General features: G+C 63.1%; 24 protein-coding genes and 1 tRNA gene. 17 read left to right on the forward strand and 8 right to left on the reverse strand.

Translation table 11 applies throughout. From position 1 onward, the window contains the following. Window positions 1-61: 61 nt before the first annotated feature. Together OKW76_RS05205 and OKW76_RS05210 are read left to right on the forward strand one after the other, a co-directional pair. A complete protein-coding gene (locus OKW76_RS05205) occupies window positions 62-526 on the forward strand; it encodes a DUF2721 domain-containing protein (protein ID WP_265551744.1) in 465 nt (154 codons plus the stop codon). After that, window positions 523-933: a DUF4345 domain-containing protein gene (locus OKW76_RS05210; protein ID WP_265551746.1), complete on the forward strand. Its 411-nt coding sequence runs from the start codon at window positions 523-525 to the stop codon at window positions 931-933. The genes OKW76_RS05205 and OKW76_RS05210 overlap by 4 nt, the downstream gene beginning before the upstream one ends. Before the next feature lie 104 nt (window positions 934-1,037). Here the strand turns inward: OKW76_RS05210 and OKW76_RS05215 are convergent, their stop codons facing one another. Further along, entirely contained in the window at window positions 1,038-2,618 is a 1,581-nt protein-coding gene (locus tag OKW76_RS05215; protein WP_265551749.1) for an amidase, read from the reverse strand. Between the two features lie 440 nt (window positions 2,619-3,058). Here OKW76_RS05215 and OKW76_RS05220 point away from each other — a divergent pair, with 440 nt between their 5' ends. Beyond that, the gene (locus OKW76_RS05220; protein WP_265551751.1) at window positions 3,059-3,763 is read left to right on the forward strand and encodes an aspartate/glutamate racemase family protein; all 705 of its coding nucleotides are present in this window, start codon (window positions 3,059-3,061) and stop codon (window positions 3,761-3,763) included. A gap of 210 nt (window positions 3,764-3,973) precedes the next feature. On the opposite strand, the gene OKW76_RS05225 is transcribed toward OKW76_RS05220, so the two are convergent. Next, window positions 3,974-4,708 carry a YgfZ/GcvT domain-containing protein gene (locus OKW76_RS05225; protein WP_265551753.1) on the reverse strand — a complete coding sequence of 245 codons (735 nt, stop codon included), beginning with the start codon at window positions 4,706-4,708 and terminating at the stop codon, window positions 3,974-3,976. A 44-nt stretch (window positions 4,709-4,752) separates the two neighbouring features. On the opposite strand from OKW76_RS05225, the gene OKW76_RS05230 reads away from it, so the two are divergent. Beyond that, window positions 4,753-6,087 carry a dihydroorotase gene (locus OKW76_RS05230; RefSeq protein WP_265551756.1) on the forward strand — a complete coding sequence of 445 codons (1,335 nt, stop codon included), beginning with the start codon at window positions 4,753-4,755 and terminating at the stop codon, window positions 6,085-6,087. A gap of 120 nt (window positions 6,088-6,207) precedes the next feature. On the opposite strand, the gene OKW76_RS05235 is transcribed toward OKW76_RS05230, so the two are convergent. Continuing rightward, window positions 6,208-6,978: a DUF1134 domain-containing protein gene (locus OKW76_RS05235; protein WP_265552776.1), complete on the reverse strand. Its 771-nt coding sequence runs from the start codon at window positions 6,976-6,978 to the stop codon at window positions 6,208-6,210. A gap of 161 nt (window positions 6,979-7,139) precedes the next feature. On the opposite strand from OKW76_RS05235, the gene OKW76_RS05240 reads away from it, so the two are divergent. The 6 genes from OKW76_RS05240 to OKW76_RS05265 all read left to right on the forward strand — a co-directional run bounded on the left by OKW76_RS05240 (window position 7,140) and on the right by OKW76_RS05265 (window position 10,144). After that, window positions 7,140-7,231, forward strand: a tRNA-Ser gene (locus OKW76_RS05240). Window positions 7,232-7,548: 317 nt separating this feature from the next. Beyond that, complete coding sequence (locus tag OKW76_RS05245; protein ID WP_265551757.1) at window positions 7,549-7,962, forward strand: LexA family protein; 414 nt, start codon at window positions 7,549-7,551, stop codon at window positions 7,960-7,962. Next, window positions 7,923-9,227, forward strand: a complete 1,305-nt coding sequence (locus tag OKW76_RS05250) for a Y-family DNA polymerase (RefSeq protein ID WP_265551760.1) — start codon at window positions 7,923-7,925, stop codon at window positions 9,225-9,227. The genes OKW76_RS05245 and OKW76_RS05250 overlap by 40 nt, the downstream gene beginning before the upstream one ends. Before the next feature lie 60 nt (window positions 9,228-9,287). After that, window positions 9,288-9,722, forward strand: a complete 435-nt coding sequence (locus OKW76_RS05255; RefSeq protein ID WP_265551762.1) for a thermonuclease family protein — start codon at window positions 9,288-9,290, stop codon at window positions 9,720-9,722. A gap of 51 nt (window positions 9,723-9,773) precedes the next feature. Continuing rightward, window positions 9,774-9,959, forward strand: a complete 186-nt coding sequence (locus OKW76_RS05260; protein ID WP_265551765.1) for a hypothetical protein — start codon at window positions 9,774-9,776, stop codon at window positions 9,957-9,959. Continuing rightward, on the forward strand, window positions 9,959-10,144 hold the full coding sequence (locus OKW76_RS05265) for a DUF6961 family protein (RefSeq protein WP_265551767.1): 186 nt from the start codon (window positions 9,959-9,961) through the stop codon (window positions 10,142-10,144). The genes OKW76_RS05260 and OKW76_RS05265 overlap by 1 nt, the downstream gene beginning before the upstream one ends. Window positions 10,145-10,168: 24 nt before the next feature. Here the strand turns inward: OKW76_RS05265 and OKW76_RS05270 are convergent, their stop codons facing one another. Further along, a complete protein-coding gene (locus OKW76_RS05270) occupies window positions 10,169-10,456 on the reverse strand; it encodes an excalibur calcium-binding domain-containing protein (RefSeq protein WP_265552778.1) in 288 nt (95 codons plus the stop codon). A gap of 395 nt (window positions 10,457-10,851) precedes the next feature. Here OKW76_RS05270 and OKW76_RS05275 point away from each other — a divergent pair, with 395 nt between their 5' ends. After that, complete coding sequence (locus OKW76_RS05275; protein ID WP_322740112.1) at window positions 10,852-11,316, forward strand: hypothetical protein; 465 nt, start codon at window positions 10,852-10,854, stop codon at window positions 11,314-11,316. Window positions 11,317-11,773: 457 nt separating this feature from the next. Here OKW76_RS05275 and OKW76_RS05280 read toward each other — a convergent pair whose 3' ends face one another. After that, entirely contained in the window at window positions 11,774-12,739 is a 966-nt protein-coding gene (locus tag OKW76_RS05280; protein ID WP_265551771.1) for a glucokinase, read from the reverse strand. Between the two features lie 433 nt (window positions 12,740-13,172). Between OKW76_RS05280 and OKW76_RS16200 the strand changes: the two genes are divergently transcribed. Continuing rightward, window positions 13,173-13,505 (forward strand): PilZ domain-containing protein, encoded by a 333-nt coding sequence (locus OKW76_RS16200; RefSeq protein ID WP_416221845.1) that lies wholly within the window; start codon window positions 13,173-13,175, stop codon window positions 13,503-13,505. Window positions 13,506-14,230: 725 nt separating this feature from the next. On the opposite strand, the gene OKW76_RS05285 is transcribed toward OKW76_RS16200, so the two are convergent. Next, window positions 14,231-15,181, reverse strand: a complete 951-nt coding sequence (locus tag OKW76_RS05285; protein ID WP_265551773.1) for a GGDEF domain-containing protein — start codon at window positions 15,179-15,181, stop codon at window positions 14,231-14,233. Window positions 15,182-15,575: 394 nt separating this feature from the next. On the opposite strand from OKW76_RS05285, the gene OKW76_RS05290 reads away from it, so the two are divergent. The 4 genes from OKW76_RS05290 to OKW76_RS05305 all read left to right on the forward strand — a co-directional run bounded on the left by OKW76_RS05290 (window position 15,576) and on the right by OKW76_RS05305 (window position 18,438). Then, entirely contained in the window at window positions 15,576-16,265 is a 690-nt protein-coding gene (locus OKW76_RS05290) for an SOS response-associated peptidase (RefSeq protein ID WP_265551775.1), read from the forward strand. A 533-nt stretch (window positions 16,266-16,798) separates the two neighbouring features. After that, window positions 16,799-17,377, forward strand: a complete 579-nt coding sequence (locus tag OKW76_RS05295; RefSeq protein WP_265551777.1) for a tyrosine-type recombinase/integrase — start codon at window positions 16,799-16,801, stop codon at window positions 17,375-17,377. 36 nt (window positions 17,378-17,413) lie between these two features. Beyond that, window positions 17,414-17,785 carry a DUF3768 domain-containing protein gene (locus tag OKW76_RS05300; protein ID WP_265551779.1) on the forward strand — a complete coding sequence of 124 codons (372 nt, stop codon included), beginning with the start codon at window positions 17,414-17,416 and terminating at the stop codon, window positions 17,783-17,785. Between the two features lie 47 nt (window positions 17,786-17,832). After that, window positions 17,833-18,438 carry a hypothetical protein gene (locus OKW76_RS05305; protein ID WP_265551781.1) on the forward strand — a complete coding sequence of 202 codons (606 nt, stop codon included), beginning with the start codon at window positions 17,833-17,835 and terminating at the stop codon, window positions 18,436-18,438. 59 nt (window positions 18,439-18,497) lie between these two features. Here OKW76_RS05305 and OKW76_RS05310 read toward each other — a convergent pair whose 3' ends face one another. Next, window positions 18,498-18,746, reverse strand: a complete 249-nt coding sequence (locus OKW76_RS05310) for a helix-turn-helix transcriptional regulator (RefSeq protein WP_322740124.1) — start codon at window positions 18,744-18,746, stop codon at window positions 18,498-18,500. A gap of 95 nt (window positions 18,747-18,841) precedes the next feature. On the opposite strand from OKW76_RS05310, the gene OKW76_RS05315 reads away from it, so the two are divergent. Continuing rightward, entirely contained in the window at window positions 18,842-19,084 is a 243-nt protein-coding gene (locus tag OKW76_RS05315; protein WP_265551782.1) for a hypothetical protein, read from the forward strand. A 427-nt stretch (window positions 19,085-19,511) separates the two neighbouring features. Here the strand turns inward: OKW76_RS05315 and OKW76_RS05320 are convergent, their stop codons facing one another. Then, window positions 19,512-21,248, reverse strand: a complete 1,737-nt coding sequence (locus tag OKW76_RS05320; RefSeq protein WP_265551784.1) for a patatin-like phospholipase family protein — start codon at window positions 21,246-21,248, stop codon at window positions 19,512-19,514. Window positions 21,249-21,258 lie beyond the last annotated feature (10 nt).

The raw sequence follows: 21,258 nt of genomic DNA on the forward strand, positions 1-21,258 counted from the left end.
CCAGGTCGTGCAGGCGATGAACGGCTTGCCGCAAAGCCCGGCTTTGCGCACAAGGGCGGCGATGCAATTTTCTCCCGTCATTTCGACCGTCGCCGCGACGATCCAGGTCGCCATCGCGCCGGTATTCCTGCTCGCCGGGATCGGCGGCATCCTCAACGTGATGACCGGGCGACTGGCGCGGATCATCGATCGCGCGCGCAGCCTTGAGCAACTGCACCCGCGCTCGACCGGTCCCGAACATGACCGCCATGTCTGGGAATTGCGCCGGATCGACCGGCGGATCAGCGTCATCAACGCCGCGATCTTCCTGGTCACGCTCAGCGCGGTGCTGATCTGCCTGGTGGTCGCGCTGCTGTTCATCGCCGAGCTGAGCAACCTCAAAATCGGCACGATCGTGGCGGTGGCATTCATCCTTTCGATGCTGATGCTGATGACCGGATTGTTGTGCTTTCTGGTCGAGGTGCGGATGTCGCTGAAGGCGAGCCACATCCGCGCCGAACTGCTCGAACAAGACCGCCGCAAGTGACGCCGTCCGCCGAACGCCGGCTGTTGCAGCTGGCGGTGGTACTCGTCTGTTTCGTGCCCTTGTCGGCTTCGACCCTATCGCTGTGGCACGGCCCGCGCTGGCTGGGCGGGGTGACCGCCGTGCCGACCGACCTCGACAGCCATTTCCGGTATCTCTCGGGGCTGTTCCTGGTGATGGGACTTGCCTTCCTCGCCACGGTGCCGCGGATCGAGGCGCAGGGTCAGCGGTTGCGGTTGCTCGGCGCGATGGTGATCGTCGGGGGGCTGGCGCGGCTTGCGAGCTTGGTGCTGGTGGGGGTGCCGTCGCGCGGGCATGTCGTGGGGCTGTGCATCGAGCTCGGCGTGGTGCCGGCGATCCTGCTGTGGCAGCGGCGGGTGGCGCGGCGGGTTGCGGCGGACCGCGCCTGACCTCCCTCCCCCGTTCGTGGTGAGCTTGTCGAAGCACTGTTCTTCCTCTCGATCCGGCCAAAGAAGAACGGCACTTCGACAAGCTCAGTGCGAACGGGAGGGGGTTAGCGGGTTCCCTCCATCCCCGGCCCCGCGTTCGCCGATGCGGCATAGCCCGGCGCGACGCGCATCGGCCCCGCCTGTTCGAACGCATAGCCCGTATTGAGCAACAGCCCCTCGGTCAGCGCGGTCGAGAAGAAGGACAGGCCGACCGGCAGGCCATCGACCAGCCCCATCGGCACCGTCAGATGCGGATAGCCCGAGATCGCGGGGAGCGCGCTCGCCGAGGGGCCGCTGAACTGGTCACCATGGACCGGATCGGACAGCCAGGGCGCGCCATAGCTCGGCGCGACGATCAGCCGGACATCGCCGGCCTTTAGCATCCCGTCGATCGCCGCGCGTGCGAGCCCGAGCGACTTGGCGCGCGCCGCCTTGTATTTGGGGTCGTCGACCCCGCCGGTCGCCTGCGCCTGTTCAAAGATTTCCTGCGCGAAGAACGGCATTTCGGCCGCCGCATTCGCCTGGTTGAACGCGATCACTTCGGCGAGTGTCCGTGTCTTCACGCTGGCGGGAGTCGTCGCGAGATAGGCGTTGAGATCGCTCTTGAGCTCCATCTTGAGCACGTCGAATTCGGCGGCGCCCATGCCTTCGGTATCGGGCCGCTTGAGATCGACCAGCACCGCGCCCTGCGCCTTGAGCAGCGCGAGCGACGCATCGAAGCGCGCCGCCAGGTCGCCCGACATTTCGGGGCGCAGCACGCCGATCCGCAGCCCCTTGACGATGCTGGCATCGAGCGCCGCGGCATAATCGCGGCGGTGGCGATCGGCATCCTTGGTCACCGCATCGGCGGCGTCGCTGCCGATCATCGCCGAGAAGAGCGCGGCGGCGTCGCGCACGCTGCGCGCCATCGGCCCGGCGGTATCCTGGCTATGGCTGATCGGCACGACATGGGTGCGGCTGACGAGGCCGATCGTCGGCTTCAGCCCGACCAGCCCGTTCATCGCCGCGGGGCATACGACCGACCCATCGGTCTCGGTCCCCACCCCGACCACCGCGAGGCTGGCGGCGATCGCGGCGCCGGTGCCGCTCGACGAGCCGCACGACGAACGATCGAGCGCATAGGGGTTGCGCACCAGCCCGCCGACCGCGCTCCACCCGCTCATCGAATTCGACGAGCGGATATTCGCCCATTCGGAGAGGTTGGTCTTGCCGAGGATCACCGCGCCGGCAGCGCGCAGCCGGGTGACGAGCGGCGCGTCGCGGCGGGTGAAATTGTCCTTGAGCGCCAGGCTGCCCGCGGTCGTCGCGTTCTCGACGGTCTCGATATTGTCCTTCAGCAGCACCGGCACGCCGTGCAGCGGTCCGCGCACCCGCCCCGCCTTGCGCTCGGCGTCGAGCGCGCGTGCTTGCGCGACGGCTTCGGGGTTGAGCGCGATGACGCTGCGCAGCGTCGGCCCCTTGCGATCGATCGCCGCGATCCGCGCGAGATAGGCGCGGGTCAGCCGCTCGCTGGTGGTCCGCTTGGCGGTCATGTTGGCCTGCACCGCCGCGACACTCGTGTCTTCGATCGCGGCGCGCTGCGCCATCGCCGGCTGCGCCGCCGCCGTCATCGCCACTACCGCCGCCGTCGCCATCCATTGCCGCATCTAAAACCCCCTGATGTCATCATGAATAAGTGCCGCTCGTGCCCGCTTGGGACGCCCGGTCGGCGATCAGGGTTGGCTGGCGGCGTAGGCGTTGGCAACCCCGCCGTTCCGCCATGTCCGATTCGCTGGCCCAATCCTCGTCGAGCGCAGCGCCGGGACCGCGATGGGGAATGCGATGATGACCGATTCGCGGGTCGGAAGGCTACAAAAGCTACACTACGTACCCCCCAAAAATGCCCATTGGCGCCCGATCCGGATACGACGCGCGAGAGCAAGCGCTGGCGTGGCCGAACGTCGGGGTGCGGGCGACTAAAAAAGGCATATCGCTGCATATCGCAACGACCTGTCTGTAGGACAGCCCCTTGCGCCGTTGCCGCCCCAAGCGCTTTGGCGATCGCGCATATGTGGCTAGCGTAGCGCCATCGGGGCGGGAGATTGGCGTGCGGACGATCGGACTGATCGGCGGGATGAGCTGGGAAAGCTCAGCGCACTATTACCGGATCATCAACCAGGCGGTGCGCGCGCGACTGGGCGGCGGCCATTCGGCGCGCTGCCTGCTGCTGTCGGTCGATTTCGCCGAGATCGCCGCGGGGCAGGCCGCGGGCGATTGGGACGGGCTGACCGCAACGATGATCGACGCCGCGCGCCGGCTCGAACGCGGGGGCGCCGAGATGGTGCTGATCTGCACCAACACGATGCATTTGATGGCCGATGAGGTCGCGGCCAGCGTCGCGATCCCGTTGCTGCACATCGGCGATGCCGCGGGTGCCGCGATCGTCGCGGCGGGGCACCGGCGGGTGGGGCTGCTGGGTACCGCCTTCACGATGGAGCGCGACTTCTATCGCGGGCGGCTCGCCGATCGCTTCGGGCTCGACGTGATCGTCCCCGAGGCCGAGGATCGCGCCGAAGTCCACCGGATCATCTATGACGAGCTGGTGCAGGGGCAGGTTTCAGCGGCATCGCGCGAGGTCTATCGCGGGGTGATCGCGCGGCTGGTCGATCACGGTGCCGAGGCGATCATCCTCGGCTGTACCGAGATCATGTTGCTGGTGGGCGCGGCCGACAGCGCGGTGCCGTTGTTCGATACTACTGATCTGCATGCGCTTGCGGCGGTCGATGCGGCGTTGGCGGGCTCGGCGGCGTGAGAGCTTTACCCTGATCCGTTCGCGATGAGCTTGTCGAAGGGCCGTTCTGCTGCGTGCCGCGGTTCTTGCGGCGCGAAGAAAGAACAGTGCTTCGACAGGCTCAGCACGAACGGGGAAAGGGCGGATCGGCCTGACGTCATCCCGGTCTAGTAAATCCGGTCCGCGCCCAGCGACGGTTTGTCGACTTCGCTCGAAACGAACGGGGGTTGGTTAGCTTTCCTCGACCCAATTGGGCAACTTGGCATCGCCTAGTGCATCGAGCCGGCGCAGCTCGACCATCACTCCTAGGTCGGGATAGCTTACCCGTGTGCGCGCGCCGGGTTCGGCCAGCGGGGTGACCAGCAACCGGCGCGACACCTTGGCGCGGTGGTGCATCCGCGCGGTGTTTTCCTGGCCGACATAGCAGCCCTTGGTAAAGCTCACCCCATTGAGCTCGCGCGCATTCGCCTCGAGCCAGAGCGTTGCGTCCTGCCCGAGTTCCTCGGCGCCCTCGACCACCCCGAGCGCCAGGCGATGCGCGCGCCAAGCGGGGCTCGCGTCCTCGCCGGTCGGGGCGCCGAGCCAGCGCCAGCCCAGCTTCGGGTGCCGCGGATCGGCCGCCGCATCGGCAGCGGGCGCCAGCGACCAATGGACTCCGAGCGCGGGATCGCGCGCGATCACGATCGCGCGGCGCAGCCGGTACAGCGACAGCCGGCGCACCAGCGCGTCGGCCTGCGCCGCCTCGCAATCGATCAGCACATCGTCGCCATCGGCCCAGAGCAGGAAATCGAACAGCGCCTTGCCCTGCGGCGTCAGCAGCCCCGACCATTGCGGCGCGCCGGGTGCGACCGCCGCCAGATCCTGCGTCACCAGCCCCTGGAGGAACCCGCGCACATCCTCCCCCGAAAGGCGAAGGACCGCGCGATCGGCGAGATGGGTGGCGTCGGGATGGGTGGCATCGCTCATGCGCAGCAAGTAAGACGTGGCGACCCAGTACGAAAGAGGCAGCGATGGCAACCCATGATCTGAAGCTTACCGGCGGCACCGTCCATCTGCCCGACGGCCCGGTGCAAACCACCGTCTATGCGCGCGGCGGCCGGATCGCCGCGATCGGCGGGTTCGCCGATGCCGAGCAGACGATCGACTGCACCGGGCTCGACATCCTGCCGGGGGTGATCGACACCCAGGTGCATTTTCGCGAGCCAGGGCTCGAGCACAAGGAAGACCTTGAAAGCGGCAGCCGCGCCGCGGTGATGGGCGGCGTCGTCGCGGTGTTCGAAATGCCCAACACCAAGCCCAATACCGACAGCGCCGAGGCGATCGCCGACAAGCTGGCGCGCGCCAAGGACCGGATGTGGTGCGACCACGCCTTCTATGTCGGCGCGACCGGCGCCAATGCCGAGCATCTGGGCGAGCTCGAGCGGCTGCCGGGGACCGCGGGGGTCAAGATCTTCATGGGCTCATCGACCGGCGACCTGCTGGTGGCGGATGACGAGGTGCTCGCGCGGGTGCTGCGATCGGGGCGTCGCCGCGTCGCGATCCATGCCGAGGACGAAGCGCGGATGAACGCGCGTGCCGGGGAGTTCCGGATCGACGGCGACGTCGCCTCGCACCCGATCTGGCGCGACGACGAAAGCGCGTTGCTCGCGACGCGCCGCATCCTGGGGCTGGCGCGGGCGGCGGGGCGGCGTATCCATGTGCTCCACGTCTCGACCCCCGCCGAGCTCGAATTGCTCGCGCAGCACAAGGACATCGCTAGCTGCGAGGTCACCCCGCAGCATCTCACGCTGGCGGGCGAGGATGCCTATCGCGACCTTGGCACCCATGCGCAGATGAACCCGCCGATCCGATCGGCGGTGCATCGCGACGGGCTGTGGCACTGGATGGGCCAGGGCGTGCCCGACGTCATCGGCTCGGATCACGCGCCGCACACGCTCGCCGAAAAGGCGGCGCCCTACCCCGCTAGCCCGAGCGGCATGCCGGGGGTGCAGACGCTGCTGCCGCTGATGCTCGATCACGTCGCGGCGGGGCGGATGACGCTGCAGCGGCTGATCGACCTCACCAGCGCAGGCGCGCAGCGGATCTTCAACATCGCGGGCAAGGGGCGGATCGCGATCGGCTATGACGCCGACTTCACCGTCGTCGATCTCAAGCGCCGCTGGACGATCGAGGGCGCATGGCTGCAGTCGCGCAGTGGCTGGTCGCCGTTCGAAGGGCGCGAGCTGACGGGCAAGCCGATCGGGACGATCGTGCGCGGGCGGGCCGCGATGTGGGAGGACGAGCTGGTGGGGGCGGCTGCGGGCGCGCCGATCCGGTTCGAATCGACGGTGTTCGAGCGGGGGTGAGCGGGCGGCGATAAGTGGGCGGCGCGTCACCGGCAAAGCCCGTGACGTCGGTCGGGGGCTTTGCCCCCGCCGGCCGAGCTTGCGCGAGTCAGGCGGGCGTAGCCGCCTGCCGCGCTTCGCTTAGAACGGCAGCCACTCGGCCTTCTCGCTGAAGCTCATATAGCCGATATTGGCGCCCAGCCGGTAGCCGACGCCGACGCGGATCGGGATCAGCACCACGTCGCCGCGGCGCATATAGGTCGCCGCGAACCCGCCGATGAAATAGGCGCGCCCCTCGGCCGAGGGGAAACGGCGGTACAATTCCTGCGAATCATAGAGGTTGTAGACCAGCACGAACACCTTGGTGGCATCGCCGCCGGCGTCGAAGCCGATCGAGGGCCCGGTCCAATAGACCGGGCGCTGGCCCTCGACCTTGTGCGTCATCACCCCCGATCCGTAGCGCACGCCGACGACGAACGCGCCCGCGGCTTCGCGCCCGGCGATATAGGCGTTGGGCCGCCCTTGTTCGGACAGGATCTTCTCGAGCAGGCCGGCCAATTCGGCGGCACCTTTGCCGAAGACGCCCTCGGCCGCGGCCATTAGGTCTTCGCGTGCATAGGTTTCCGATGCCACCGTCGTCTGTTCGGCGGCGATCGGCGGCAGTGGCGCGGTACTCATTGGCGTGACCGGCGCGGCGGCGGGCATCCCCGGCTGCGCGGCGCGCTCATCGGGGGTGAGCGGGTCGAGCTGTTCCTCGACCTGCGCGGGCGGCGAATAGGCAGGTGGCGGCCCCGACAGATCGCGGTCGATCGCCTCATTGGGGTCGATCGTCCGCACCTGCGCGGTCGCCATCGCGGGCGCGGCCACCAGCGCCACCCCGATCGCGGCGCGCTTGATCCACTGGCTACGCATCGTCACTTCCCCCACATCGTCATGGGTAACCATACAACTGCACAGGCTTTCGCTGCAATGAACCGGCGACGATGCGAGTCGATTTAGCGTTCGGCCGCACGATATGCGCTGTTGATCGACGCCGCATCGCTCGGTATAGCCCGCCGCTCAGCGCCGTGTCCGGAGACGTGGGTGAGTGGCTGAAACCAGCGGTTTGCTAAACCGCCGTGCTGAGTAATCGGCACCGACGGTTCGAATCCGTCCGTCTCCGCCATAACGTGCTGTTTTCTCAGCACTTTATTGCTTTTTAAAGCGCCCTGCCCACTCTGATGCCCATTATCGGCGCGGCTTTAGACGGTCGACTGCGAACGATTGCGCATAAGCCGTGAAAAGTCATGCGCTCTGAAACCAGCGCCCTCTTGGTGCGGCGCCGTCGCTGGAATTTTGCGCTATCGTGGCGGCGGCGAAGGGTGCCGAAAAAGGCCTGACGACGGGCTTCGAAAGGCGCGTCAAAGATAATGTTCTTTAAATGTTCCAAGTCGCGCTAAATGCGCAGACCGCCGATTCGGATCGAGGTCTATGCGCACTGTCATGCTTCACGACGTTCCTTTCGAGCTCCTTCCTCAGGAGGTGCCATTCTTCCTTGCCCGAACGCCTGCCGGATTCCCGTCGCCGGCGCAGGACGACATGGAAGAACCGATCGACCTGGGCGCCTATCTCGTCGAGCACCCGGCAGCGAGCTACATCATGCGCGTCGATGGCGGATCCATGGCGGGCGCCGGGATAAACGATGGCGACCTGATCGTCGTCAACCGCGCAAAGCGCCCGAAGGTGGGCGCCATCGTTGTCGCACTGGTGCATGGCGATCGCACCTTGAAGCGACTGAAGCAGATGGACGGTCGCCACTGGCTCGTACCGGAGGCCGAGGGGTTCCCGCACATTCTGGTCGACGAATATGTCGAGATTTGGGGCGTGGTCGTTGGGGTGGCTCGCAAGGTGTCATGACAACGCCGATCGCGCTGATCGACTGCAACAACTACTACGTCAGCTGCGAGCGTGCTTTCGATTCGAGCCTGCTGGGCGTGCCGGTCATCGTGCTGTCGAACAACGATGGCTGCGCGATCGCGCGGTCGGCGGAAGCAAAGGCGCTGGGCATCAAGATGGGCGATCCGGCGCATCACCTGCGCGACCTGATCCGGCAGCACGGCATCCAGGTTAGATCGTCGAACTACACGCTGTACGGCGATATGCAGCGGCGGGTGGTCGCCGCCTGCCAAGCGTTCGCACGCGACTTCGAAATATACTCGATCGACGAGACGTTTCTTGATCTCGCCGGGTTCGAAGATCGCGACCTGGTCGAACACGCGCATGCGCTGCGGCGTCAGGTCCAGCGGTGGACGACGATACCGACCTGTGTGGGGATTGCCGACACCAAGACGCTGGCCAAGCTGGCGAACGCGGTGGCGAAGAAGAACGTTGCTTTCGACGGCGTGGCGGATCTTCGCCTTCCCGACATTCGGCACGAGGTAATGCAGCAGTTCCCCGTCGGGGACGTTTGGGGCGTGGGCGGGGCTACCGCGCGGAAGCTGACCGATCTGGGCATCCATACCGCGGGCGCGCTGCGCGACATGCCGATGAAGCAGGCGCGCTCAGTGGGCACCGTCGTGCTCGAGCGGTTGGTGGCAGAACTGCGCGGGGTGCCGTCCGACGCCGTCGAGATAATCACGCCCCAGCGAAAGGGCATGGCGATAACCCGATCGTTCGGCACACCGGTGACCGACTTCGACGGGATGATGGGGGCGCTTTCGCAATATGCTATGCGAGCGGGCGAAAAGCTGCGCAAGCACGGATTGGTCGCGGCGTGCTTTACTGCCTTCTTCCATACCAACCGTCATAAGCCTGATCGGCCGCAATACTCGGCATCCCGTTCGACCACGCTGCACCCCATGACCAGCGACAGCCTTGAGCTTATCGCCGCCGCCCGCCTGTGCGCGGCGCGTGCCTGGCGCGAAGGCTACGCATACACCAAGGCGGGCATCATGCTTGACGATCTGCTACCGGCAGACATGCGACCGCGCACCCTGTTCGAAGACGACACCGAGCGCCGCGACCGGCTGATGCGAGCGCTCGACGAGGTAAATGGCCGCTTCGGCAAGTTCGCTGCGGTGACAGCGTCGCAGGGCTTCAAGCGCCAATGGCGGCTGCGATCGGAAATGCGATCGCCGGCATGGACCACGCGGATCGACGAGGTTCCGCGCGTCAAAGCCTGATCGAGCGTGCGGCGTCACCGGTGCCGAACGGTACTCCCATTTTCGAACTGTGAGAATTGAATGATCCTGCCCCTGTTATTGCTGGCGTCGATGCAGGTCGAACCGGCGGGCGTAACATTCACCTGTACCCCGGTGCGTGTCTGGGATGGCGATGGCCCACTTTGGTGCGCCGAAGGTCCGCGTATTCGCCTTGCGGGCATTGCCGCGCGAGAGATGGATGGAAGCTGTCGACCAAATCACCCATGCCCGCGGGCGTCGGCGGAAGCGGCGCGCGACGCCTTGGTACGGCTGGTCGGTCGTTCGGTAGGACGTTCCCCGCAAGGTCATGTGTTGGTCGCCGGGCCAGCGCTGACGTGTCAGTCGCTCGGGAACGGTAAGGGCAGCCGCACGGCAGCCTGGTGTCGCGGGCCGCGGGTCGGCGACCTGTCTTGCGCCATGGTGGCAAGCGGAACAGCGGTGCGATGGGCTCGCTACTGGCGCCACCACCGGTGCTGAACTCGGTGATGCCGACTTCACGAGGGCAGCTTCGCGACGTAGGCTGGCCGGATGACAACTCATGATCTGACGCCCGCTCTCGAGCGCGCCGCAAAATTCGCTGCGACACTGGATGCTACCGATGTGATCGACGATCGAAGCGGATTTAGCGTTGCCGACCTGAGAGCAATCATGGTCGCCGCCGAACCGGAAACGATCGAGGACCAGCTGAACGAGAAGCTCGGCGACGTGGCCTGATGACGCCCGAAGTCGAACGCTGGGCGGAAGCCCTGCATGTCGAGCGCGTACACGGCACCAAAGCCCCAACGGTTATAGCCGAGCAAATGTCTGCACTGGCGCTGGCGGGTGACGAAGCAGGCGTGCGGAGGTGGAAAGCGATCGCGGAACGATATGACCAACTGCAAACCGGGCGACCGCAGTAGCCGAGCGCACGGTCACAAGCTTTCTTACTCACAGCCTATCCCGTCGCCATCCCGATCTAGGCGGCTACTGTACCCCGGATCACCTGCACGAACAGGTGCCGCACTGGCGGCGCGAGCGGCGGTACAGTTGGCGAACGGACCCCTGGCGCCGCTTGGAGCTGCAAATCGCTGAGCAGCGGCAGGCCGGGTGTGACAGTGGTAACCAGTGCCGCCCTTCCGGTCGTTGTGGCAGCCTTGGCTGTTTAGCCCGCCGGGACTGGCGTACGCGGCAGCAGACAGCGGGGTCGTCGACGTTGCTATGCCAAGCAGCATGATCGCTATCCGCACGTTTATGCCCCCCCATGACCCGGTGAACTGATGAACCGGCCGAGGGCGGGAGTCTATGCCGTCATCAAGCGACGGCCCCACGTCGTCTTGTTACGGTACAAGTTAGCCCATTGACCCTGAACCGTTTTCCGAAGAGCTTTCGATGTCGGTCGGGGGACCCGAATCGATCTATTGGGGGTCATCAAATGAATAGCCTGCGTATCGCCCTATCTGGCGCGTCTATTTTGTTCGTCGTACCGGCTGCTGCACAGACAGCGGAGCCATCCCAGCCTGTCGCGCCTGCGGTCTCGGCACCTGCAACGGCTCCTGCTCCTGCTGCTGTCTTCGTGGCTGGGAACCAGCAAAACGTTCTTCGTAGCGGCACACCGATCGCACTTCGAATGATGGAGCAGCTGACGACGAAGGGCAAAAAACTCAAGGTCGGTCAGCGCTTCAACATGGAAACCGCCGAAGCGGTCGAAGTGAACGGCGTCGTTGTTGTTCCAGCGGGTAGTCCCGCGATCGGTGAGGTCACAGACATTCGCAATAAGGGGATGTGGGGCAAGTCAGGGTACATCCAGGCGCGGCCTATCTCAGTGCGGGCAAATGGCCGGCTGATCCGTCTGACGGGATCGGTTGACGATAAGGGCGTTGCGGCTGGTGGTGGTGCTGCGGCCGTATCCGCGGTCGTATTCCTCCCGGCGGGTTTCTTCATGACCGGCACCAGTGCCGTGATCCCAGTAGGCGCGCCCGTGAGTGGGTTCATTGACGAAGACGTTGCGTTCACCGCCGGTGCGGCACCCGCGCCAATGGTGATTACGCCGACCGCTCCGGCCGCGGGGTCGACTGTCACTGCGACGAACTGATCACGCCCAACCGATATACGTTGCGGGGTCTCGATTGTGACGCTGTCCTACAAGCGGCGGCTTGTGTCATGACATGGCTATGCCAAACGATCGAGACCCCGATTCAAAATGGATTGACATCGAATATGGCGTGATAGCCGTTATTCTTGCGGGCGCGTTCGTGACCGGCGCGATTAGCGGACTACGAGCGATATGGCCGGGATGATGTGAAGAACTCCAGGCGATCCCCACGCCGCTGAAAGCGGTGCTGCCGATTGCAGATACGACGGTTATTCGCAGGGAGGTAAATGGCCGCCAGCCGTCGGGGTGACCCGGATGCTCCATTGCAGTACATGTTGGGCAAGCTGAACTCATTGCCATCCGGCAACCTTACCGACATCTTTAACCCCGCATCCTCCGCACGGGGTGCCTTGTGGACGCTCGGTCCCTCGGCCACGGGATCGGGCGTTTTCGGTCGCTAGGCAGCCTCGCGCAATGCCTCCGCTACGCCGACAAGTTCGGCATGATCGAGAGTGACCAGCGCTCGCGGCACGCTCTGGAGCACCCGTTTGTGTTTAGCCGACACCGCAAATAAAGCTTGCGCCTTCGACTGGCAAAGTATCGGGCGAATGGCAGTCGCTAGCTTGCCAGTTACGACCACACCGTCCCAGGCGCCGAACGCCATCACAAGGTTGCCCGCTTGCGCCCAAAAGGCCTTGCTCAGCATTTCGCAGGCAGCGCGTGCGACGGGGTCCGATTGAAAGGTGCGAGTTACGTCTTCGGGCGTCTTTGCCCGCGCTTCGAATCCTTGTCTCGTCGCTAGCAGATTGTAGATTGAGAGCAGCCCAGGCGCCGAGACGATTTCCTCTACGGCGACTGGATGGCGGCCGGGCCCCAAATCGCTCACAAGCTGCGCCAGTTCGTCGCTGACCGCTGCAAAGGCGCTGTGTCCTGCCTCGGTAGGCAGCACAGTGGCAGCGCCCGCATCGCTTCGGTGCAAAACGGCTACGCCCAAACCCGAAGTGATCCCCAAGATGAGATAGCAACCAGGCGTTTGAAGGTTCGGTGCTGCGTTAGCGCCGAACGATTCCTGAATACGCGCGCTACCGCTGCACATTCCCCAAGCTTCGGCCGCGAAATCATTCAGGATCAGGGGTGCCTCACCCATCATTGCGTGCAGGCCTGATCGCGACAGGAACCAGCGGGTGTTGGTGATGGAAATAGCGTCGCCGCGAGCAAGCCCTGCTACTGCGATTGCCGCCCGGCGGGGGAGGCTCGACAAACCGACGTCGCGCTGGAAGCTCATTAACGCAGCAGACACGCCGGTGGCTGTATCTACGCCATAGCCGCGAATTGTGTCGGGACGTAGCAGTCCAGCTTCATCCGAAAGCGCAAAGCAAAGTCGCTTACGGCCAATAGTGCCCAGAATAGCATGTCCATGCATTGGCGCTTACAACCCTGTCTTCCCGCCGGCATCTCTTGCCAGCTTGTCGGTGACCATACGGGGGACACGTTATCAAATATGTGGCGAGCCTTGCAGGGCGCGCCTGCGGACCGCTGGGATGGCTTTTTTCGAGCGTCAGTTCCTCGCACGGGGCGGCCGGCATGAAGCAGGAAGAAGAGCGGCGGTGACGTGGTGGTAGTCGCCCCGGCGGGTTGCTGTCCGCAGCCGAGGCGACGCCCTGCCCTAGGCCAACTGTGTGAAGGAAATTGTTCAGTTTGACGACAGCAGCAACGCCGGCCACGTTCGCGATCCGCTCAAGAAGGTCGACGACTGAAGGCTGCCAGCGGTGCAGGCTATCAGCGGCTAGTACGCTTCTGTACGCGTAGATCGCCAGTTTGCGTCCATTTCGGAGGTGGCGCGTTGCGACCCCGATATGGCTTACGGATCAGCAAAAGCACGCCCTGATGCGTCCGAGGATAAACGCAGGTTCGCGCGTCGAAAAGTGCTTCGGCGTGTGAGAATCGCTACTCTCACCCGCCACCAAATCGCCGCAACCGTACGCGATTTATCACCGGTCGGATGCGGGCTCGTCACAAATGAGCGCGTTGCGGTTGGGTCGTTTGTCGAGGTGGTTTTCGACGAACGTATCCGACCGGCAGGCTGGGTGACGTGGAGCCGTAATGGCGCTCTTGGGGTCGACTTCGATTATCCGCTCGTGCCGGCGGCGTTTGAGCAGATCTTGATCGAAAGCTCGCCTGCGCGATGAGCAACGGGGGCAAATCGTCGAAGAGCCGATCGCGCGGTACCGGCAAGGAACGTCCCGGCTTGTTGGCAAAGTGCCTCTACGCCCTCGTCCTCATAATAGGGATTGGGGCAATCGGTCTGGGTATCATCGCGATGAGGGACGAGCCCGAGGCCATTCGTGGGAGCCAGTCTTTGCCAGGGCAGGTCGCGAGCGAACCCGGACGGGTACCGGCGGCGGCAGCCAAGCGCTGATCGGGCTTAGGGTGGACTGTCAACGTGCCGCGGTCGCGTTCGCCCAAGTTCTAATCGAGGCAAATGCATCGGGGATGCGTTAACTAGTTCGCGCTACAACGGGGACATGCCGGCGAGGTAATGCCGAGCGCAGCGTAACGAACGAATGTCTCCCCAATATGAGGGCAGCCGGGCAACACCTGGCTGCCCTTTTGACAGAGATGGCGAACGGCTACTCTTCGTTGCCCCCGGTGGTTAGCGCTCGGGCGGCCGCGCCAATCTGATGGGCATCGCTTGCGTCATGAGCAGGTCGATCGCCGCGTCGTTGATGCGTGACGCAGTTTCAAAGGCAGCGGCGGCGGTCAGCAAATAATCGACGTCCCCTGGGCCCTGTATTCTTACGCTGTCGTTCCAAACTTCCGCGCGGCTCGGAAGATTAGAGGCTGCCATAGGGGCAAGCCTCATTTCTTGACGGGGCAGGCAAACCTGCACGATCCGGATTTATTGAGGTCGCCATCATTCTTTGCAGCAATTTCCGCCTGAGGCTGCTGCCAAAAGAGCTAACTCCCTAGCTCGAGCCAGCACAGTTGTAGCGTCTTCCCCTTGACCAACCGCCAGCCCGGCGGACGCAGTTACGATGCCGATGCCTTCGCCACTGCCACGGAGCTTTAGTCGCCGCGACTCCATGGCCGCTAGCGCCTCCTCAGTCAAAGTGCGCGCAGCCACGAGGGCTGTGTCTTTCATGAGAACCACAAACTCGTTTCCGTCCCAACGAATCAATTCCTGTTGGGTAAAAACCTGGCGCAGGGTACCTGCAAGAGCGTTCAGTACGTTGTCGCCGACTGGACGACCAAAACGATTGTTTAACAGCGGCAATGCGTCGAGGCTGAACAAGATCAGGACGTAACCGCGTTCAAATTTTGCAAGGTGCTGAAGAAGCGGATGCGCGCCGCCCTGGTTCAGGGCCTGGGTCATTTCATCGCGGTTTGGATCATTCGCGGGAACGTCCGCATTACCAATTTGATCTTTGAATTTTGCGAATTCGCTGCGCAACTCCGCCAAATCACGTTCAGCTTCTGATAGGCGAATGACAAACTCGCCCGTAGCTTTGGGCCAATCGGTAGATTGGGCCACGATGGTTCCGACGTCGCGTTCCAATGCGCTGGTCAATTCATGGGCATCAGCCGTCAGCGAGTCGAGCTCCTCAGCATGGCGTGTTACTGCCTGTTCACGCTGCCGGGTCACAAAATCGGAACCCCGGCGTACGTACTGCGCCTGCAAACGATCGGCCGCCTCATGCGTGAGCCGAAGCCCGCCATCAGTTTCGGCCGCTATCGCCCGTCCCAAATCAGATTGCCGGTTCTCAACATATTGTAGTGCTAGAGCATAATTACCGACCGACGGTTCCAGTCTGTGGCTCTCTAAAAAGGCTAGCGCAGCGCGGGCATTATCGAAGGCGGTCTTCATTTTATTCCTAATACCATCGCGCTCGACTCGGAAAGCGCTTGAAGTGGCGCTAGCGGGTCTGCGTAGCTGCTGATGATTGTGCAAGTCCACGCATCGTGAACGCGCGCGAAGGCTTCACGGTTCGCGCGCTCACACGCCCAGTGCCGCGCTTGATCCGACGGGGGTCGCATAACACAAAACGATAAAAATCGTGAATCGTTGGCCGCAAACGGTGGCAGGCAACAAGGTTCGATGTCGCCGCGCCTTCTAGCCCAGTGGTTGTGGCACGCGCGGCAAGGCGTGGCCGACATCATCGCCGAAATGGTCGCTCCTATGCATCAAAATAATCGATGCCGGTCATGATCACGCTAGCGCGATTTTGGTATCGAGAGCGCCGCCATGCGATCTTCGCCCGATGTGCAACAGATACCGAATGACAGCCTCGCGGGCGGCGCTGCTCGAACGCTACGGTATCTTCGCGGACGTCGAGTTTGACAATCTACCGCCGTCTGAACTTTTCCCTGATCGGCGGGCGTGGGTCGTCCGATCCGAAGGTGCCTCGATCGCGCTCGATGCGATGCTGTGGGGCTTCCCGCACAAGGTGCCGGGTAAGCGAGTCGACCCGGTCACCGGCAAGCCAAAAATGCTTGACCGCAAGGTGACGAACGTCCGCAACCTGCAGTCGCCGTTTTGGCGATCGGCGCTGGCCGACCCGGCCCGACGCTGCTTGGTGCCGGTGACCAGCTTCAGCGAGTACGGGCCAGGTCCAGCCGGTAAGAAGCCGGTGTGGTGGTTCGACGTGCCGTCACGGCCGATCATCTCGTTCGCGGGGATCTGGCGACCAGCCGAGAATTGCGCCATCTTCGCGTTCCTCACCACCGAGCCAAACGCTATCGTCGAGCCGATCCACCCGAAGGCTATGCCGGTGATCCTGCATGATCCTGACGAGGCACGCTGGCTGTCGGCGTCCATCGATGAGGCGCTTGAGATGGTGGCGGCCTACCCGTCGCAGTTGATGTCGGCAGCGCGACCCGAAGGTGGTGGGCGGGACGACGACAAACCTGAGCGCGGTGAGCTAGATCTCTTCGGAGAAGACCCGGTCTAGCTCGCCGCCGTCTGCGCCCCGGTGGAATAGCTATTTTGCTCCTGCCGAGAGCGACCAAGGTAAGCCCGCTTTCATGCGGCACGGGTCTGATAATAGGCAAACGGCATGTATCCTGCGGATACATGCCCCTCAAGAGGGCCTTAAACTGGACTGCCCTTTGCTTCCGAAAGGGTAATCGCGCCCATTGACAGTTGCCGCAAATCTAGAATTCGGGCGCCCTTAGTCGCGGCTGCTTGCTTATCTCTACGAGCGACGACTCTTCATTAATACAATCGGTAGAAATAATGCTGATGGAAATTACGATCAATAATAGAAAGATATTCGCGTGAGTGGTAATTCATCCCATACAACGTAGACCTTACAGTTGACACGGTTGGCAAGTCCGCGATTTTATATCAATAGAATACGATAATCCGCTCCCCGATGTGGATTCACAACGCCTCACTCTTCAAAGCTGATAAACCCTTGACAACTTACTATCCATTTGCTATTGTTTAATTGCGAAAGCTTTTACTCACATCGAAGGAGATCACATGTCTCAGCCCGCAAGGGTGCTGAGCGATAGCGATATGCGTCGTATGCTGCGCCATGTCCGTTGCGGGGCCCGCGCAACGCGTGATGAGGTAATCATCCTCTTGAGTGCAAAGGCGGGCTTGCGGGCTTGTGAAATCGCAGGACTAGCTTGGCCCATGGTCCTCCGGCCAGATGGCAAACTCGCCGTACAGATCCAGGTGGCTGGTAGCATCGCGAAGAATGGCCGCGGCCGTGCGATACCAATGCACCCTGATCTGCGACGCGCACTGCAAGCTTTGCATCGAGCTGGTGGCAAGCCCCTCGTCGGCCCGGTAATCCAGTCGCAGCGGGGCTCTCACATGCGCCCGCGCAGCATCGTGAACTGGTTTGCCCAACTGTACGCCGCCAACGGTCTTGACGGGTGCTCGTCGCATTCCGGACGGCGGACGTTCATCACTCGCGCGGCGCGACTGCTTGCAAAAAGCGGGGGGTCGCTTCGCGATATTCAAGAGCTTGCCGGCCACCGCGCGCTGTCCACCACCGAACGCTACATCGAAGGCGATCGCGACGCACAGCGTCGGCTCATCAGCCTCCTTTAACTGCCCCACCACCGCTAGCAAAAAAGGAACTCGGCCATGACTGGTAGAGAAGAGGAATCGTGCGCGTCCAAGACCCACAACACCGTCGACCCCCACAAGGTTCAAAGGCTGAACGACGCGTTCCGCCGCAACCCTCAAACCGGCATCATCACCACTACGCCGGGTGTTCGCGCGCTAGGCTCCGCGGTCATCGCCAGCATCCTGCGCCAGATCGTCGAGTTCGATGATTTCACGCCGGATAACGATCCGTATGGCGAGCACGACATGGGTGTGCTGCGAGAGGGCGGCGCAAAAGTTTTCTGGAAGATCGACTATTACAACATGGCGTTGGACGCGGCGTCACCCGACCCCTCCGATGCTGCGCAAACCGCTCGAGTGATGACCATCATGCTGGCGGAGGAATATTGATGCCCCGTCCGCTCTGGCGGAGAAACAGCCGCGGGAGGCGATGAGGCATGATTACCCTCAAACGCTTTCGCCGCATCGAAGCGGCTGTCAGGGCTGCGGGATACGGTGACAGCATTGAGTGGTCCGAGCGCATCCAGCCGCCGGTGGATGCAGAGGCGTTCGCCGAAGCTACCATTTACGTGATTTGCAACTCGGGGATGAAAGCGCGCGTCGCGCTGGGGATCTACAATAAATGCATCGAGGCCCTTCGATCGGGCGGCTCTGCCACGGACGTTTTCGGGCACCCGGGCAAAGCTGTCGCCATTGACTTGATATGGCATGCTCGCGAACCGCTGATGGCGCGGTTTGCCGCATCCAACGACAAGCTGTCGTTTTGCAGTGCCCTCCCCTGGATCGGCAGCGTGACCCAATACCACCTGGCCAAAAATTTGGGCGTGGATACTGCAAAACCCGATGTCCACGTTGCCCGCCTGGCTAAAGCGGAAGGCTCTACGACGCACGCGCTGTGCGAAAGGTTAGCCAGGGGAACGGGGCTACGCGCCGCAACGGTGGATACCATTTTGTGGCGAGCGTGCGAGCTCGGCGTCATCGACAGCCGTGAGTATTTGCGCAACGGCTGGAAGAGCGCCTTCAGCCCGTACGTGGACGATTAAAGACCCCGAAAGCGCGCGACCGACTTAGTAACTTCCGTCACTTTTACCTCGAAGGCGAACTAGAGGTCCGCCGCGCTTAGCAGCGCCGACGGCAACACACCCAGCGCGGTTGCGATCCTGGCCACGTTGAGGATCGAGACGTTGCGCTCTCCGCGCTCGATCTTGCCCATGTGCGATCGATCTATGCCAGCGGCGTCAGCAAGCGCTTCCTGCGACTGACCACGGCCCTGCCGCGCCACACGCACAGCGGCCCCTAGCCTGCTCAATACGGCGTCGTCGTCCCACTTTGCAGATACTCGGCTCACCACCAAGAACGTCAAGCTTTAGCGCATTGACGGCCACGGCATTGAGTCGGGGAACTTCGACTATCTCGGTGTCATTAAATGGCAACGAGACCGCTAGTATGACGGGCCGCCTTATCGACACCGACTTTTCCGCTACGGAAGCAGCAATGATCGAAGACGCGGAGACGGCTTGGTCCAACGCACGTAACGACGAAGACGGACAAATGGAGCGGCACACAACACTACTCAACAGCTTGTTCATGTCGGGGATTTGCTGGGGCAAGGATGACGAATCACAGGCCGAATATTACTTTCACCGCTGCCAATCCAATTCCATCCAGGTGCAGGGGCCACAAGATTGATGCGGCATTTTCGGTGAGGGCGGTGTACGTTACCGATACCGCGACGCTTGCTCACGCCCACCCACCCTGCCCGCCTCTTGGCGGGCTACGAATGGAAAGCGATGTACGCTGGCAAGCGCGAATAGAATTAGCGATTGCTCCCCGGCGTGGCGGAAGCCGCGCTAGCTTGGGCAGAGCCAATAGGGACCGCATCCCTCAAGCGGGATTTCGCACAACGACCCATTTATTGCGGGCACAGGATGGAATGCGTCTGGACGGCGCGATCGCTAAGGCCGACCGCGTTCGACATCGAGCACTGCCTGCCATGGTCGCTGTAAAGGTGAGACGACCCGTGGAACCTGATGGCCGCCGACACACGGGTAAACAGCGCGATCGGCTACGCTTAGCGTGGCTTGCGCCCATATTATCAATCTGATGCTCGACCCGCTCAATACCGCGGGCCGACCCGCAACAACCCAACCGGCCGCGGCAACTTGCGGTCCGCGTCGTTTATCTCCGGCTCAAACGCCTCGCCCAGATCCGCCACCGCACCCAAACGCTCATGGATCTGATTGCGATCGTTCATTGTGAGACGTCGATAGCTTTTCGGGCGTGGCAGGTAGCGCAGCAGCCAAAAACCAAACCCGTTCGTCCAAGTTTGCTGGACAGTGTCCGACATCTGAGCGAGCTGGTCATAGGCCACCAGCGACCGGCGCCAGCGGTGCTCATCGAAATCTAGTGCACCGTCAGCAAACCGGCGGCCGACCTCAAGGCCGCGGCGCATGAGCGCCCGCGCACGTTCCGGCGGCATGGCCAGGTTAAGGCCGCCTTCGTCAGAGGAAAGCATCACGTGGGCGATACGTTCGCGCTGTCCCGGCATCGTGCTCAGCAGCTGGTCCTGCCAATCTTTCGCCGCCTTCAGGATGGACCCGAACAGCCCTCCGAGCGACCCGGTCTCACGTGCCGGCAGACCGAAACCCTGCCGAGCAGTAGCCGGGATGAACACCCGCTGTTTCCCGATCGCTGTTCCAGGGGGCAGGTCATCGAGACTGAGCGCGAAAGTTGGGCGGCCAGGCAGCAAGGCATCGAACAGGTGGATGGGGAAGTTGCTACTGATGCCGCCATCGGCAAACAGGATACGCCGGTTCTGGATGACCGGCGCAGCGCCAGTTGCGCGCTGAAGCTCGGCATTGGCGAAATCGCGGACGTGGACCGGCACCGCTGCGAACAGCAACGGGAAGGAAAGGCTCATCCGGGCTGCAACCAGCACCGGCAGATCGTTCGGCGATGGAAAGCTGGACAGGCCTGACATGTGCGGTGGTTCAGTAACGGTTCCAGCAATCCAATCGCACAAGTCGCTGGGGAACAGCCGGCGCCATTCGGCGTCGCTGTACGCAGCAGTGATACCAAGCGTGGGAAGTGTGTGCGGCCGCCCCATGCCAAGGTTCGTCGTGATAACCCGTAGATCAATCTGTCCCTCCGCACTGGATTCCAGCAGGTGCCCGAAGGTCAGTGGCGGCTTGCTCTGCCAGCCTTCGCCGAACGCAATGTCCTGGATTGCGGCATGAAGCCAGCTCGTGAGCGCAGGTCCCTTACCGCTGGGCTGATCGGTGCCCGGACAAACACCGAAGTCGCTTTGCGGCAGATGGGTTCGAACGAGGCGTAGGGCATAGACAACGAGGCCGACGATCAGCCCAACAAATGCTCCGAGGAGGATGCCCGCCAGTCCCGCGCGCAATGCCCACATAGCGATAGCGCCGGTGGCGGTACCGAAGGTAGCTTGCAGGGGCGCAACTGATGGCAAGCCTGCAAGGAGCCGGAAGACGCTGCGTCCGCTCTGGGCGCGGAGCAGATACGTCAGGAGGCGGCGGTAGCGTGGTTCTGGCTGAAACAGGTCGGCCATGCGCTCAGGTAATTCGTCGCAGTGGCGTTGCAGGCGTACGAAGCCGGCAGGATCACCGCGTACGGTGCGGGCATACTCGGCCGCTGCCGCCAGGGATGCCGCGATAGCACCCGCAGAGGTACCGCCGATTGAGCGGAACCGATACCGTCTAGCCAGCTCGAGAATAGCATACGGATAGACGATACCGCTGGTGACCCCGCCTTTCATGACGATGTCGCATTCGTCGGTAGGCGATGCGAACATTTCGGCGGTGTAGACCGGCAGTTCCTGGTCGTCGCTCATGATGGGTCCT

It is taken from the genome of Sphingomonas sp. S1-29 (genome assembly GCF_026167545.1).
In the GTDB taxonomy this organism is placed as follows: Bacteria; Pseudomonadota; Alphaproteobacteria; order Sphingomonadales; family Sphingomonadaceae; genus Sphingomonas.

Coding starts and splice junctions, on each gene's coding strand:
- OKW76_RS05300 (WP_265551779.1), top strand. CDS start 17,414: ATGACTGGTAGAGAAGAGGAATCGTGCGCGTCCAAGACCCACAACACC.
- OKW76_RS05215 (WP_265551749.1), bottom strand. CDS start 2,618: ATGCGGCAATGGATGGCGACGGCGGCGGTAGTGGCGATGACGGCGGCG.
- OKW76_RS05245 (WP_265551757.1), top strand. CDS start 7,549: ATGCTTCACGACGTTCCTTTCGAGCTCCTTCCTCAGGAGGTGCCATTC.
- OKW76_RS05275 (WP_322740112.1), top strand. CDS start 10,852: ATGATGGAGCAGCTGACGACGAAGGGCAAAAAACTCAAGGTCGGTCAG.
- OKW76_RS16200 (WP_416221845.1), top strand. CDS start 13,173: ATGGCTTACGGATCAGCAAAAGCACGCCCTGATGCGTCCGAGGATAAA.
- OKW76_RS05315 (WP_265551782.1), top strand. CDS start 18,842: ATGACGGGCCGCCTTATCGACACCGACTTTTCCGCTACGGAAGCAGCA.
- OKW76_RS05290 (WP_265551775.1), top strand. CDS start 15,576: ATGTGCAACAGATACCGAATGACAGCCTCGCGGGCGGCGCTGCTCGAA.
- OKW76_RS05260 (WP_265551765.1), top strand. CDS start 9,774: ATGACAACTCATGATCTGACGCCCGCTCTCGAGCGCGCCGCAAAATTC.
- OKW76_RS05230 (WP_265551756.1), top strand. CDS start 4,753: ATGGCAACCCATGATCTGAAGCTTACCGGCGGCACCGTCCATCTGCCC.
- OKW76_RS05235 (WP_265552776.1), bottom strand. CDS start 6,978: ATGCGTAGCCAGTGGATCAAGCGCGCCGCGATCGGGGTGGCGCTGGTG.
- OKW76_RS05320 (WP_265551784.1), bottom strand. CDS start 21,248: ATGAGCGACGACCAGGAACTGCCGGTCTACACCGCCGAAATGTTCGCA.
- OKW76_RS05225 (WP_265551753.1), bottom strand. CDS start 4,708: ATGAGCGATGCCACCCATCCCGACGCCACCCATCTCGCCGATCGCGCG.
- OKW76_RS05305 (WP_265551781.1), top strand. CDS start 17,833: ATGATTACCCTCAAACGCTTTCGCCGCATCGAAGCGGCTGTCAGGGCT.
- OKW76_RS05285 (WP_265551773.1), bottom strand. CDS start 15,181: ATGAAGACCGCCTTCGATAATGCCCGCGCTGCGCTAGCCTTTTTAGAG.
- OKW76_RS05270 (WP_265552778.1), bottom strand. CDS start 10,456: ATGCTGCTTGGCATAGCAACGTCGACGACCCCGCTGTCTGCTGCCGCG.
- OKW76_RS05280 (WP_265551771.1), bottom strand. CDS start 12,739: ATGCATGGACATGCTATTCTGGGCACTATTGGCCGTAAGCGACTTTGC.
- OKW76_RS05255 (WP_265551762.1), top strand. CDS start 9,288: ATGATCCTGCCCCTGTTATTGCTGGCGTCGATGCAGGTCGAACCGGCG.
- OKW76_RS05265 (WP_265551767.1), top strand. CDS start 9,959: ATGACGCCCGAAGTCGAACGCTGGGCGGAAGCCCTGCATGTCGAGCGC.
- OKW76_RS05205 (WP_265551744.1), top strand. CDS start 62: ATGCAATTTTCTCCCGTCATTTCGACCGTCGCCGCGACGATCCAGGTC.
- OKW76_RS05295 (WP_265551777.1), top strand. CDS start 16,799: ATGTCTCAGCCCGCAAGGGTGCTGAGCGATAGCGATATGCGTCGTATG.